This window comes from Deinococcus metallilatus (assembly GCF_004758605.1).
Taxonomy (GTDB): Bacteria; Deinococcota; Deinococci; order Deinococcales; family Deinococcaceae; genus Deinococcus; species Deinococcus metallilatus.
Window position 1 is genome coordinate 2,180,013 of the sequence record NZ_CP038512.1, and the last position, 13,235, is coordinate 2,193,247.

The 13,235-nt window shown below is 65.0% G+C and carries 10 protein-coding genes; 5 read left to right on the forward strand and 5 right to left on the reverse strand.

Annotated features, from left to right (window positions below; all coding sequences use genetic code 11):
- Positions 1–268 precede the first annotated feature (268 nt).
- Positions 269–2,233 carry a DNA topoisomerase subunit B gene (locus tag E5F05_RS16535; protein ID WP_129119733.1) on the forward strand — a complete coding sequence of 655 codons (1,965 nt, stop codon included), beginning with the start codon at positions 269–271 and terminating at the stop codon, positions 2,231–2,233.
- A gap of 53 nt (positions 2,234–2,286) precedes the next feature.
- On the opposite strand, the gene E5F05_RS16540 is transcribed toward E5F05_RS16535, so the two are convergent.
- From E5F05_RS16540 to E5F05_RS16550, 3 genes are all read right to left on the reverse strand, one after another.
- Complete coding sequence (locus E5F05_RS16540) at positions 2,287–2,649, reverse strand: endonuclease domain-containing protein (RefSeq protein WP_129119734.1); 363 nt, start codon at positions 2,647–2,649, stop codon at positions 2,287–2,289.
- Positions 2,650–3,097: 448 nt separating this feature from the next.
- The gene (locus E5F05_RS16545) at positions 3,098–3,382 is read right to left on the reverse strand and encodes a hypothetical protein (RefSeq protein ID WP_129119735.1); all 285 of its coding nucleotides are present in this window, start codon (positions 3,380–3,382) and stop codon (positions 3,098–3,100) included.
- A 20-nt stretch (positions 3,383–3,402) separates the two neighbouring features.
- Positions 3,403–6,528: a DEAD/DEAH box helicase gene (locus E5F05_RS16550; protein WP_129119736.1), complete on the reverse strand. Its 3,126-nt coding sequence runs from the start codon at positions 6,526–6,528 to the stop codon at positions 3,403–3,405.
- 71 nt (positions 6,529–6,599) lie between these two features.
- Here E5F05_RS16550 and E5F05_RS16555 point away from each other — a divergent pair, with 71 nt between their 5' ends.
- Positions 6,600–7,091, forward strand: coding sequence for a DinB family protein (locus tag E5F05_RS16555; protein ID WP_129119737.1), 492 nt, complete (start codon positions 6,600–6,602; stop codon positions 7,089–7,091).
- Here E5F05_RS16555 and E5F05_RS16560 read toward each other — a convergent pair.
- Entirely contained in the window at positions 7,088–7,462 is a 375-nt protein-coding gene (locus tag E5F05_RS16560; protein WP_129119738.1) for an MliC family protein, read from the reverse strand. The two genes, E5F05_RS16555 and E5F05_RS16560, sit on opposite strands and share 4 nt — an antisense overlap.
- 132 nt (positions 7,463–7,594) lie before the next feature.
- On the opposite strand from E5F05_RS16560, the gene E5F05_RS16565 reads away from it, so the two are divergent.
- On the forward strand, positions 7,595–8,569 hold the full coding sequence (locus E5F05_RS16565) for an ABC transporter substrate-binding protein (protein WP_129119739.1): 975 nt from the start codon (positions 7,595–7,597) through the stop codon (positions 8,567–8,569).
- Between the two features lies 1 nt (position 8,570).
- Here the strand turns inward: E5F05_RS16565 and E5F05_RS16570 are convergent, their stop codons facing one another.
- Entirely contained in the window at positions 8,571–9,812 is a 1,242-nt protein-coding gene (locus E5F05_RS16570; RefSeq protein WP_221274208.1) for an RNA-guided endonuclease InsQ/TnpB family protein, read from the reverse strand.
- A gap of 188 nt (positions 9,813–10,000) precedes the next feature.
- Here E5F05_RS16570 and E5F05_RS16575 point away from each other — a divergent pair, with 188 nt between their 5' ends.
- Positions 10,001–10,639, forward strand: coding sequence for a hypothetical protein (locus E5F05_RS16575; protein ID WP_129119740.1), 639 nt, complete (start codon positions 10,001–10,003; stop codon positions 10,637–10,639).
- A gap of 192 nt (positions 10,640–10,831) precedes the next feature.
- Positions 10,832–13,018, forward strand: coding sequence for a glycogen debranching protein GlgX (gene glgX / locus E5F05_RS16580; protein WP_164973518.1), 2,187 nt, complete (start codon positions 10,832–10,834; stop codon positions 13,016–13,018).
- Positions 13,019–13,235 lie beyond the last annotated feature (217 nt).

Genomic DNA, 13,235 nt, shown 5'->3' on the forward strand with positions numbered 1-13,235 from the left:
GGCGGCGTGAAGGGCAGCTCGGGGCGAGAGCCGGGGAAACCGGGCCGTGAGGCTAGACGAAAACGTGTCAGACGGCGTTTTGGCGGTGGGCCGGAAAGGACAAGTCCCGCCCCGTTATTACGCTTACTACATAATCCATTTGACCCATTTCAACTCAGGTTGTATACTGGGAAGACCTTCGGAGGCGCGTACAGCGCCATTTTTCGGCAATACAGCTTCCGAATTCGCGCATCATCACCGGCCCCACCCGGGGCCACGCAGGAGGACCATGACGCAGACCCATGATTACGACGCCAGCTCCATCTCGATTCTCAAGGGACTGGAAGCGGTTCGCAAGCGCCCCGGTATGTACGTGCAGGGCGGTACGGGTGTGGACGGCTACCACCAGCTCCTCACCGAGATTATTGACAACGGCATTGACGAGGGCCTGGGCGGCTTCGCCGACGAGGTTCACGTCATCATGCACGCCGACGGCTCCGCCACCGTCACCGACAACGGGCGCGGCATTCCCGTGGACATGATGAAATCGGAAGGCCGCCCTGCCATCGAAGTGATTTACACCGAGCTGCACGCGGGTGGCAAGTTCGGCGGCGGCGCCTACAAGGTGTCCGGCGGCCTGCACGGCGTGGGTGCCAGCGTGGTGAATGCGCTGTCCACCTACCTCGACGTGACCGTCAACAAGGGCGGTCAGCTCCACCACATCCGTTTCGAGAAGGGCGAGGTCGTCACGCCGCTGGAAGTGCTGGGCAAGACGCCCAAGGATGTGAAGTGGGCCACCAAGGTCACCTTCCACCCCGACCCCACGGTCTTTTCCGAGTTCGAGAACCTCTTCAACTACGACCGTATCCGGGGCCGCCTGCGCGAACTGGCGTACCTGACCGGCCTGAAGATCGTCGTGCGCGACGAGCGCAGCAACCTGCACGGCGGCGAGATCCGCGAGGAAACCTTCTTTGAAAAGGGCGGCATCGCCAACTTCGCCCGCGCCCTCGTGACCGACGACTCCAAGCTGCTGTACGACCAGCCCATCGTGATGCGCGGGAGCCACAGTGACGTGGAGGTGGAGGTCGCGTTCATCCACGCGAACACCTATTCCAGCGACAACATCCTGACGTATGCGAACATGATCCGCACGCGCGACGGCGGCACGCCCCTGACCGGCTTCAAGACTGCCTACACGCGCATCCTGAACAAGTACGCCAAGGACAAGAACCTGATCAAGTCCGGCAACCCGGTCCCCAGCGGCGACGACCTGCTGGAAGGCATCTACTGCGTGGTGTCGGTCAAGCTGCCCGAGCCGCAGTTCGAATCGCAGGCGAAGGTCAAGCTGCTGAACAGTGAGGCGCAGACCGCCGTCAACGCCATCGTGGGCGAGAAGTTCGCGGAGTTCCTCGAAGAGAACCCCAGGGTCGGCAAGACCATCGTGGAAAAGGCCGCCGAGGCCGCCCGCGCCCGCGAAGCCGCCCGCAAGGCCCGCGACATCGTGCGCCGCTCCAACCCCCTCGAAAACGACGACCTCCCCGGCAAGCTGGCCGACTGCTCCAGCCAGGACCCCAGCGAATCGGAACTCTTCATCGTGGAAGGCATCTCGGCGGGCGGTTCCGCGAAGGGTGGCCGTGAACGGCGCTTCCAGGCGATCCTGCCCCTGCGCGGCAAGATTCTGAACGTCGAGAAGGCCGAGCTGAACAAGATTCTGAAGAACGCCGAGATTCGCGCGCTGATCGGCGCGATTGGCGCGGGCGTCGAGGGCACCGGGGACCGGATGCACTTCGACCTGTCCAACCTGCGCTACCACAAGATCATCATCATGACGGACGCGGACATGGACGGCGGGCACATCGCCACGCTGCTGCTGACGTTCTTCTACCGCTACATGCGCCCGGTGGTCGAGCAGGGCTACCTCTACATCGCGCAGCCACCCCTTTACCGCATCATGGTGGGCCGCGAAAAGAAGGGCACGTACCTCTACACCGAAGACGAACTCAAGACGCACGTTGCCCGCGCCACGAAGGAAGGCAAGAAGTACGAGATTCAGCGCTTCAAGGGTCTGGGCGAGATGAACGCCGACCAGCTCTGGGACACCACCATGAACCCCGAGACGCGCGCGCTGAAGCAGGTGCAGGTCGAAGACCTGATCATCGCCAATGAGGTCTTCGAGGACCTGATGGGGAATGAGGTCGCCCCGCGCAAGCGTTTCATTCAGGAGAACGCGCGGTTTGCGGAAATCAGCGTGTAAGGAAGTGAAGGAAAGAAGCCGCCTGCCCGTGGGGTGGGCGGTTTTTCTTTCACTCAGAATGGAGCTTCACCCCGGCAAACCCCGTCAATTGTCGCGCACGCCTCAGCGAACTGGCCCAGCACCTCCGCATTGCTGAAGCGCACCACCCGAATCCCGCTCGCCGTGAGCCGCCGTGTGCGCTCGGCGTCGTACTGCTGCGCGGCCTGCCCATCGTGGCTGCGGCCGTCCAGCTCGATACACAGCTTCAGCACAGGCGCGTAGAAATCAAGGATGTAACCCTGAAGCGGCACCTGGCGGCGGAATTTGACGGGGTGGATGCGGAGGAACTCGAACCAGAGTTTGCGCTCGGCGGGGGTCGGGTGGTTGCGGAGTTCGCGGGCGCGGGGGGCCAGGCAGCGGGTGTAGGCGTCGCGCATGGCAAGAGCTTATGCGGAAGGACCCCTCCGGCCCTGCGGGCCACCTCCCCTTACAAGGGAGGCTTTCGTTGGTACCGTTCCTCCCGTTTCGTGCGCTTCAAGGCTCCCTTTTCAGGGGAGCTGTCGGCGCAGCCGACTGAGGGGTCCTCTGCCCAAGCGCAGGCCAAAGCCCCCGACTTCGTGGTTGGGAGTTTCGCCTGTGGAGCCTCAATTCTCCAAGTGATAACCGGGGAATGGTGTACCGCACTCCTCGCACTCCCATTCCTCTCCAACCTGCATTAGAAAGTTACCTAAGCGGGCGTGACCCTTAGCAACAGCTAGAGCGCCAAGGTAAAGCGTCACCGTCTGTTCATCGGTCCCACGCTCCAAATCAGCGAGAGCGGAAGAGGCTAACTCGTAGAGCCGCTTGCGCTCTTCCGAGAACTGTTCTGCGGTGCCCGCATCAATCTCAGGTCGCCATGATGCTTGCAGCAAGGTTAATCAGAGTTGCTTGGCCTTCTGGAGGAGCCAGCTTCACTGCATCAAGCAGATAGGGCACGGCAGCATATGAAGCGGTGTACACGTCCCCCTGATGCCAGAGCGAACTCCAAAGCGAGTACATAGGCTCATCGTCCCAAGCCCAAGATTCGCTCGGCTTCTCCAACTCCCGCAAAAGCACGGGAATATCCCCTGCTGAGCCGTAAGCATTGGTCAATTCGTTCCAACGTGGGTCATCCAAGGGCAAACGGGACATGACCCGATGTTATCCTGCTCTCAACCGAAATACCCCAGCAACTCAATCAACGTCCGCGCATAATCGTCCGGCTTCAGCCCCTTCTTTTCCAGTTTCACACTCGGCGGGAAGGTCGTCACCTCCGTCTTGTGGGGGAAGCGTTTCAGGCCCGCCGCGTCGTAGTCCAGGCCCTTGTAGGCGAAGGTGACCTGAAGGTGCGTCATCGTCTCCCCGATGCTCAGCGCGCGCTTGGCGACGGCGGTCAGGCGCAGCTTGGCGAGGTCGATGAAGTTCTGGACTTCGGGCGTAGGCGGGCCGTACTTCTTGCGGAGATCGCGTTCGACACGGCTGATGGCCTGGAGGGTGCGCGCCTCGGACAGCCGCCCATAGGTGGCGATGCGCGCTTCCTCGTCGCCGTCGAAGTATTCCGGCGTGAGGCGGGCATTGATGGGGAGGTCGATGCTGACGGTAGCGGGCGTCTCCACCGTCTCCCCTTTCAGGCGGGCGACGGCCTGCGCCAGCATCTCGGTGTACACGTCGATGGAGACGGCCTGCACGTGCCCGTGCTGTTCCTCGCCCAGGATGTTGCCCACACCACGAATTTCCATGTCCTTTTCGGCCAGCAGGTGCCCGGAGCCGAGGTCTTGCAGGTCGGCGATGGCCCACAGGCGGCGCTGCGCGTTCTCGGTCATGCGCGGCGGGTAGAAGAGGTAGGCGTAGGCGGTCTGCTGCCGTCTTCCCACACGTCCGCGAAGCTGGTAGAGCTGTGCCAGGCCCAGACGGTCCGCCCGCTCGATCAGGATGGTGTTCGCCTCGGGAATGTCCAGCCCTGTCTCGACGATGGTGGTGGAGAGCAGCACGTCGAAGGCTCCCTGCTCGAAGCCCAGCATGATCTCCTCCAGCTCCTCCTCGTTCATGCGCCCGTGCGCCACGCCGATGCGCGCTTCGGGGACGAGGTTGCGGAGGTAGAGGCTGCGCGCGCCGATAGAGGCGATGCGGTCGTGGATGTAGAAGACCTTGCCGCCGCGCTCGATCTCGTTGAGGATGGCGTCGCGGACCGTCAGGGGGTCGAATGGCGCGAGGACCGTCTGAATCGGCTTGCGGCCCTTCGGGGGTGTCTGGATACTGCTCATGTCGCGCAGGCCGACCATGCTCATGTAGAGGGTGCGCGGAATCGGCGTGGCGGAGAGGGCCAGGGTGTCCACCGCCTTCACGCCCTCGGGAATCTCCAGCTTGCCGTCCTTGGGCACGTCGGGGAGGCCGCGCAAGGCCCGCAGCTTTTCCTTCTGCCCCACTCCAAAGCGGTGTTCCTCGTCCACGATGATCAGGCCGAGGTCCTTGAACTGCACGTCGCTGCTTAGCAGGCGGTGCGTCCCGATGATGATGTCCACCTTACCCGCCGCGAGGTCCGCGAGAATCTGCTTGGCCTGCCTGTCGTTCGTGAAGCGCGAGAGGCCCTCCACCCGCACCGGCAGGTTCTTGAAGCGTTCGACGAAGGTGGAGGTGTGCTGCTCGGCCAGCAGCGTCGTCGGTACCAGCATTGCCACCTGCTTGCCGTCCCCGACGACGCGGTGGGCGGCGCGCAGAGCCACTTCCGTCTTGCCGAAACCCACGTCGCCGGAGATCAGGCGGTCGGCGGGATGGGGGGCTTCGAGGTCGCGCATCGTTTCTTTCAGCGCCGTTTTCTGGTCCGCCGTCAGCTCGAACTTGAAGTTCTGCTCCACCTGCGCGTCCCACTCGGGCTGCGGCGGGAAGGAGTTGCCGGGTGTGACCTGCCGCGCGGCGTACTGCACGAGGAGCTTGGCGGCCACCTCTTCCGCGTTCTTGCGGGCTTTTTCCTTCGCCCTGGCCCAGTCCTTCTTGTCGAAGGAGGACAGCACCGGCGGGTCGTCGGTCGTGCCGGGGTGGCGGCGCAGCACCGGCAGTTGCTCGATGGGCACCGCGAGGCGGGCGCCATTGCGGTATTCCAGGTTCAGGTAATCACGGGTGACGCCCAGCACCGTGCGCGTCTCCAGCCCCTGAAACTGCCCGATGCCGTGCTCGGGGTGAATCAGGTAGTCGCCCACGTGCAGGCCCAGCGCGTCGGTGACGGGCTTCCCGGCCAGCTTCTTGCCGCGTAGCGCCGAGCCGCCCTGAAAGCCGTAGATCAGGTCCTCGGTGAGGACGACCGTGCGGTGTTCGGGAATGGCGAAGCCGCCCTCCCCGTTCGCGCGCAGAAAGCCCAGGCCGCCTTCCTCGACGCGCGGCACGCTCAGCCAGGGAATCTCGTGAGTCCCCAGCAATTTGTCCGCGAGATAGGCGGCGGTACGGTCGTGGCGCACCAGGATCATCACGCGGTAGCCCGCCCCGCGCCACTCGTCCACGTCGCGTTCGAGGTCCGAGAGGCGGGCGCGGTAGAAGGGCAGCACCTTGAGGCCCAGGTCGAAATCGGTCAGGTCCAGGGGCGCGCGGCCAAAGGAGGTCACCTCCCGCTCGCGCAGCCGGGGCCAGAGGGTGTCCGTCAGCGGCCCGAGGGCAGAGGCGTAGAACTCGGGGGCGTCCAGAAAGACCCGGCCCGGCAACAGGTCCAGCCGGGTCGCGTCCCATTTCACTTCCGTCAGGTAGTCGGCGGTGGGTTCCAGGGTGAAGGTCTGGATGCGCTCGCCCGTCATCTCACCGGGGGCGAGGCGGCGCAGGGTGTCCAGCTCATCCCCGAAGAACTCCGCGCGAATCCACACCGGGTCTTCCCCGTCCGGCACGCCCGCGCCCGGTTCCAGCCGCAGTTCCAGCGTGTCGCCGCGCAGCACATAGCCGGGTTCCTCGTCGCGCTCGTAGCCGAGGCGTTCCAGGCGGTTCAGCAGTTCCTCACGCGGATAGCTGGCGCCGACGCGCAGGTTCAGGGCGTGGTCTTCGGGATGTGCGGGGAACAGGTCCAGGGCCGTGTTCACGTCCAGCACAACATGCTCATGCTTGCCGTCCCAGTCGCGCAGGCCGGGATTCACGCTGACGGGTGCCCCCAGCGCCCCCGCCGAAGCGTAAGTCGCCACGCGGTCCGGGGTGGTGAGCAGCACGGCGGGGCCGGGGTGGGCGGCGAACAGCGCCGCGCGGGCCACCTGCGGCAGCAACAGCACGTTCCCGACCGGGGCGGTCGGCAGGAGTTTGGAGAGGTTGGGGGCGGCGACCGTCACCGGAAGATTGTACGCGGGTGGGGCAACCGGGAGGGCGAGGGAAGGAACGAAGCGGGGCGGTACAGTGGTCCATGACCACCGGGATGACCGAGACAGCCGACGCGGCCCTGCGTGCCCACGTCCGCGCGCTCCTCACCGCGCGTCAGGCCCACGCCACACTGGACGACGTGCTGGAAGACTTTCCCCTGGAACGCATCAATGACCGGGTGGAAGGGGTGCCCTACTCCGCCTGGGAAGTCCTCTCGCACCTGCGTTTTGCCCAGCGCGACCTCCTGAATTTCGTGCGGGACGCGGCCTATACCGAACCGGACTGGCCCGCCGACTACTGGCCGGGCAAGGAAAAGGCCGCCACCGCTCAGGAGTGGCAGGCCGAGGCACAGGCATTTCGGGATGACCTGGGGGCACTGCTGGGATTGCTGGATGACCCGCAGACCGACCTTCTCGCCACCGTTCCAAACGGAGAGGACCAGACGTGGCTGCGGGAGTTCCTGCTGGTGGCGGACCACAACGCCTACCACGTCGGGCAACTGATGCTGCTGAAGCGGATGCTGGGCGGGAGTTAGCGCTCCGGCTTGCAGTTCGTCAGCAGCGGGCGGGTGTTGTTCGTGTCGGTGCCCACAAAGGTGTTCAGGTTGGCCCGGCCCTGATGCTCCCACCATTCCAGACCGCCGCCAGCAGTGGTCGGACCATACAGGCTGGCGTAGCGCGCGCCGCTGGCCGAGATCGCCTGGGCCAGCCCGTATTGCTGACCGTTCCAGTTCAGCACGGCAAAGAGCGGGCCGTCCTTGCCGAAGTTGACGTAGGAGGCACTGATCTTCTTGCCGCCGTCGCAGGTGTAGTGGAAGGTGCGGTAGCTGATGTAGGTCGGGGCGGCGGCGCTGGCACTCCCGAGCAGGGCGGCGGCGGTAGCGAGAAGCAGAACCTTGTTCTTCATGGCCCCAGCGTAGGCGAGCCGCTCCCCGCCTGTCCCCCCGACTTCGCACACCCGGCCCTCAGGAAGAAATCAGGAGCCGCCTGTCTAAATTAGTTTACAAATTTAGTAAACTTATCTGCTACCTTTCCTGCCATGAAGCGCATCTTCCTCTCCCTCACCACGCTGGCCCTCCTCGCGGGGGGCGCGGGCGCGCAGCAGGCCAAAGAACTCCGTCTGGGGGTCTTCCCGAACGTCACGCACGCTGCCGGGCTGGTGGGCATCCAGCGCGGCCTGATCCAGAAGGAACTGGGGAACGTCAAACTGGTCGTCAAGGAATTCGCCAACGGCTCCCAGGTCAACGAGGCCTTCGCGGCGGGGGCCATCGACGCGGCGTATGTCGGCCCTGGCCCGGCCATGAACGCCTTCCTGCGCGGCGTCCCCATCCAGGTGTACGCGGGGGCGGCCAACGCGGGCGCGGTGCTGGTGGCGCGGGGGGACAGCGGAGTTCGCAACGTGAAGGGCCTCGCAGGAAAGAAGGTCGCGGTGCCCACGCGCGGCTCCACCCAGGACATCAGTCTGCGCCACCTGCTACACGAGAACGGCCTGAAGGCGACCGACGAGGGCGGCACCGTCACCATCGTGCCCATCGATCCGGCCAACATGCCCGCCGCCTTTGCCAGCAAGCAGGTGGACGCCGCGCTGGTCCAGGAACCCTGGGGCGCGGTGATGGAAACGCAGGGCGCGCGGCTGATCGCCAATGAAAAGGCCATCTGGGCGGGCGGCAACTACACGACGACCGTCCTCGTGGTCAACACGAAGTACGCCGCGCAGAACCCGGAGATTGTGAAAGACCTGCTGCGCGGTCACCTCGCCGCCATCAACTTCATCCAGAAGAGCAACGCGGGCGCGCAGAAGGCGATTGCCGACCAGATTCAGGCCTTCACCGGCAAGCGGCCGGGCACGAACGAACTGTTCAAGGCCCTGGCGCGGACCAAGGTCACCTGGGACATCAACCTGGGAACCCTGGCCGAGTACGCCCAGCTCAACAAGGAGGCGGGCTTTGCCCGTGACGTGCCGGACCTGAACCGGTTCGTGGACCTGAGCGTGGTGCGGGGGCTGGCGAAGTGAACTACCCCAGCCCAGCGGGTTGGGGCTTCTCGTGGCACGCATCTTCTTGTGAAGTTCGTTGAGCCACGAAGCGCAGTCCCTGCGCCAAGATGTTCTTCGCCGCGTTCACGTCCGCATTCTCGGAATGACCGCAACTCAAGCATCTGAAGTTCGCCTGACTCGCTCGGTTCCCCTTCTCGGTGTGCCCGCAGATGCGGCATCGCTGAGAGGTGAACCTCGGGTCTACGGCGATGACTCTCCGGCCAGCTTCTGCCGCTTTGCTGGAGAGGATTTGAAAGAACTGCCCCCACCCCACATCGTGAATCTGCTTGCTCAGATTGCCCTGAGCCATGCCTTTCACGTTGAGGTCTTCGTGGCAGATGAGGTCGTGATTCGTGATGAGCTTCTTGGCTTCCTCGTGGTGCAGTTGGAGCCTTGAGCGGGCCGTCTTGCGGCACAGCTTGGCAACTCGCTCTTTGGCTTTCTTGCGCCTGTTGCTGCGCTTGTTCGGCTTGCGGGCAAGGGAACGCTGTGCCACCCGGAGTTTGCGGCTGGACCGCTGAAAGAACCTGTGGTTCTCGCAGAACTCGCCGTCCGAGGTGGTGTAAAACCACGTCGTCCCCACGTCTATCCCGACTTCCGAGCCTGTCGCGGGCAACGGTTCGGCCCTGGGCACTTCGCAGGTCAGCACCACGTACCACTCCCGCCCCTCGCGTTTCACCGCCAGCGTCTTGAGCTTGCCCGCACAGGGACGATGCAGCCGAATCCGCACGTTCCCGATCTTGGGCAGATAGACGTGCTTCCCGTCCCCGATGACGCTGTTCTGCGAGGGCTGCGGGTACGTGAACGAATCGTACCTGTCTCTCCCGCGAAAGCGCGGATACCCGGCTTTCTGTCCAGCCTTGATGCGGCGGAAGAAGCCCTTGAACGACTTGTCCAGCCGCTTCGCCACGTCCTGCAATACCTGAGCATTGACTCCGGCGTACTCCGGCAGGGCGGCCTTCACCTCGGGCAAGGACTTCATCTGGTCGTATGCCGTGAGGGACTTCCCCGCTTTCTTGTACGCGCCCCGGCGCTCTTCGAGCATCCCGTTGTACAGGCGTTGGCAGAGAATCAGCGTGGTGTCCAGCGCGGATTCCTGCGCTTTGGTCGGGTACAGCCTGTACTTGAACGCCTTCAGCGTGATATTTTCGATGTGCGTCACCCCCCTTCGGGTGTTCGCCACGGTCGAGGGTGCTAGTAACACCGCTCGGCCATTGCTCATTCAGTGTACCACGCCGGAACGCTTCGGCTTGGCCGCCCCCGGCGGGGCGGGGGTCGCTACACCCCCACGGATAAATCCGGGGGCACTGCGGCCCTTTTCGGTAGAGGGGTTAGGCATTAGGCGTTAGGAATTAGGGAGGCAAAAGCTGTAGCCAAAGTTCCCTAAGCCCTAACCGCTATCCTTCCCCTATGACCGGACCCAAGAAAGGCTCCAGAGGCCGCGCCCCCAAACGCAACACGGCGCAGGGACGCGGGGGGATCACGCGGGACAGCACGCGGCCCGTGCGGCGGGAGAAAACAGGTTCCGGCGCGGAGCAGGGCGCCAACCCGGCCCGCCGCAAGCCGGGCGAACGGGAGGAGGGCAAGACCGGCGAGCGGTCCTTCAAGCCCGGCCCGGCCCGGCAGGCGCCGCCGAAAGTGGCGAAGAAAAAGCCCCTGCCCGAGCTCAAGCGCGTGCAACTAGACGCCCCGCCGCCGGACACCGTTTTCCGTGACCGTGACGGCGAGGCGCTGACCTTTCCCGAAAGTGCGCTGAAACGGGTGGCGGCGCGCCTCCTGACGGAGAAGAACAAGGCGTGGCGCTACCGGGCCTTTCCCTTCCCGCTCTTCACCGACCGGGGCAGCGAGCAGGCCTTTTCGTTTGATTTCTACATCTACGACGCTGAGGACAGCGTGATCCGCCTGCTGCTGGTCGTGCCGTTCGAATCGCGCGAGGTGTGGGACCGGGTGGGGCGCTTCAAGCGGCAGTACCCGATGTACCGCTACGAGCTGTGGACCCCGGAGAAACTGGCCCAGCTCCAGGGGCCGCGCGGGCGGCTGGACTTCTGAGGCGACCTCTGCCTTACGCCATTCTTGAGGAACGGCTCAAGGGCGGCCATCTGTAAGCCATTTCGCGGGCAGGATGAGAAGTCTCTGGTAACGTTTCCAGACAGGGGCGGCGACTGCACGGGTTGACCGGGCGTCGCCGCTTTTTTAATGCTCACTTTTTATGAACCGGGCCGCGTGCCCGTGGAGGCCAGCATGACGACCACCGAACCCATTCTCCCCGTGTCCCTGGTGGATGCCATGCGGTCCGGGATGCGTCCCGGAAACGCCTATCCCCTGGGGGCGACCTGGGACGGCAAGGGCACCAACTTCGCCCTGTATTCCGAGAACGCGACCGCCGTCGAACTGTGCCTGTTTGACGAGGACGGCAATGAAACCCGTCTGCCGCTGACCGAGCAGACCGCCTTCGTGTGGCATGGTTTCCTGCCCGGGATCGGCCCGGGGCAGCGGTACGGCTACCGCGTTCACGGCGAGTATGCCCCGGAAAAGGGCCTGCGCTTCAACCCGAACGTGGTGCTGCTCGACCCCTACGCCAAGGCGCTGGACGGCACCGAACGGTTCGACCGGGGCGTCTTCGGCTACGTGACCGGCGAAGAGGACACCGTGATGCAGACGGAGGAGCAGCGCGGCGCCCCCCTGGGCATCGTGATCGACCCGGTGTTCAACTGGGTCGGGGACCGCAAGCCGAACATCCCCTTTCACCAGTCGGTGATCTATGAGACGCACGTCAAAGGCCTGACCATGACGCACCCCGACGTGCCGGAGGCCTTGAGGGGCACCTACGCGGGCGTGGCGACCGAGCCGGTCCTGAAGTACCTGAAGGACCTGGGCATCACCGCCGTCGAGTTCCTGCCGGTCCATCAGCACGTGGACGACCCCTTTCTGCTGGACAAGGGCCTGAGCAACTACTGGGGCTACTCGACGCTGGGCTTCTTCGCGCCGGACGTGCGCTACTCCGCGGCGGCGCGGCGGGGCGACCCGGCCGGGGCCGTGCCCGAATTCAAGAACATGGTGCGCGCCCTGCACGACGCCGGGATCGAGGTGATTCTCGACGTGGTGTACAACCACACCGCCGAGGGGAACCACCTGGGGCCGACGATGAGCTTCAAGGGCATCGACAATCCCACCTACTACCGGCTGGTGGCCGACAACCCGCGTTTCTACTTCGACTACACCGGCACCGGCAACAGCCTGAACGTGCGCCACCCGCAGACGCTGCAACTGATCATGGACTCGCTGCGCTACTGGGTCACCGAGATGCATGTGGACGGCTTCCGCTTCGACCTCGCCAGCACGCTCGCGCGCGGGCTGCATGAGGTGGATCAGCTCTCGGGCTTCTTCACGATCATCCATCAGGACCCGGTGATCAGCCAGGTCAAGCTGATCGCGGAACCCTGGGACGTGGGCGAGGGCGGCTATCAGGTCGGGAACTTCCCGGTCAACTGGGCGGAGTGGAACGGCATCTACCGTGACGACATGCGCGCCTTCTGGAAGGGCGAGGGCGGGCTGGCGTCCGAGATCGGCTACCGCCTGACGGGCAGCAGCGACCTGTACCAGAGCGACGGGCGCAAGCCGTACGCGAGCATCAACTTCGTGACCGCCCACGACGGCTTCACCCTGCGCGACGCCGTGACCTACGAGCACAAGCACAACGAGGCGAACGGCGAGGGCAACCAGGACGGCCACAACCACAACCTCACCTGGAACTGCGGCGTGGAGGGCGAGACGGACGATCCCGGGATCAACCGCCTGCGCGCGCAGCAGCAGCGCAACTTCCTGGCGACGCTGCTGCTGGGGCAGGGCACGCCGATGATCCTGGGCGGCGACGAGATCGGGCGCACGCAGCGGGGCAACAACAACGCCTACTGCCAGGACAACGAGATCAGTTGGTACGACTGGCAGAACATAGACGCCGACCTGCTGGCCTTTACCCGCAGGCTGATCGCCCTGCGCCGGGCGCATCCGGCCCTGCGCCGCCGCAAGTTCTTCAGTGGGCGGACCATTCGCGGTCAGGACGTGCGCGATATCGTGTGGCTGCGCTTCGACGGCGAGGAGATGAGCGACGCCGACTGGAACAACCCGCAGACGCAGTCGCTGGGCATGTTCCTCGACGGCGAGGGGCTGAACGACGTGGACGCCGCGGGGCGGCCCCTGCGCGACGACCACCTGCTGCTGCTGCTGAGTTCTTCCTACGTGGACCTGCCCTTCCGGCTGCCCAGCCTCGGCGGGTGCGACACCTGGGCACTGCTGCTGGACACCAGCGACGACGGCGCGCGCGAGAAGCTGCGGGCCGGAGAGGAAACCACCCTGCGCGCCCGCAGCGTGAAGCTCTACCGCTGCTCCCGGGTGGCCCGCAGCGCCCCCGTCCCCGAGGGCGAATAAGGGCCGTCCCTGTTCCAGCCGCGTTCTTCCGGGCTGCGCCACCATGCAGGCGCCTGAGCGGCGCTGGCGCTCACCGCCACCCCCGCACCTTCAGGCTGTCTTCACGAGTTTCTCCCGATGCTCACGGTCGGTCGGTTGTGGCCTTGAGCCGCCACTCATCCTTGTGCGGGCTGCTCCTCCTAGCCTGACCCGTTCGCCGCCTGTCCCCGGAGGGCGG

Excerpts from the sequence above, each read along its gene's own strand:
- E5F05_RS16560 (WP_129119738.1), bottom strand. The coding sequence starts at position 7,462 with ATGAAGAACAAGGTTCTGCTTCTCGCTACCGCCGCCGCCCTGCTCGGG.
- E5F05_RS16570 (WP_221274208.1), bottom strand. The coding sequence starts at position 9,812 with ATGAGCAATGGCCGAGCGGTGTTACTAGCACCCTCGACCGTGGCGAAC.
- E5F05_RS16555 (WP_129119737.1), top strand. The coding sequence starts at position 6,600 with ATGACCACCGGGATGACCGAGACAGCCGACGCGGCCCTGCGTGCCCAC.
- glgX (WP_164973518.1), top strand. The coding sequence starts at position 10,832 with ATGACGACCACCGAACCCATTCTCCCCGTGTCCCTGGTGGATGCCATG.
- E5F05_RS16545 (WP_129119735.1), bottom strand. The coding sequence starts at position 3,382 with ATGTCCCGTTTGCCCTTGGATGACCCACGTTGGAACGAATTGACCAAT.
- E5F05_RS16575 (WP_129119740.1), top strand. The coding sequence starts at position 10,001 with ATGACCGGACCCAAGAAAGGCTCCAGAGGCCGCGCCCCCAAACGCAAC.
- E5F05_RS16535 (WP_129119733.1), top strand. The coding sequence starts at position 269 with ATGACGCAGACCCATGATTACGACGCCAGCTCCATCTCGATTCTCAAG.
- E5F05_RS16565 (WP_129119739.1), top strand. The coding sequence starts at position 7,595 with ATGAAGCGCATCTTCCTCTCCCTCACCACGCTGGCCCTCCTCGCGGGG.
- E5F05_RS16540 (WP_129119734.1), bottom strand. The coding sequence starts at position 2,649 with ATGCGCGACGCCTACACCCGCTGCCTGGCCCCCCGCGCCCGCGAACTC.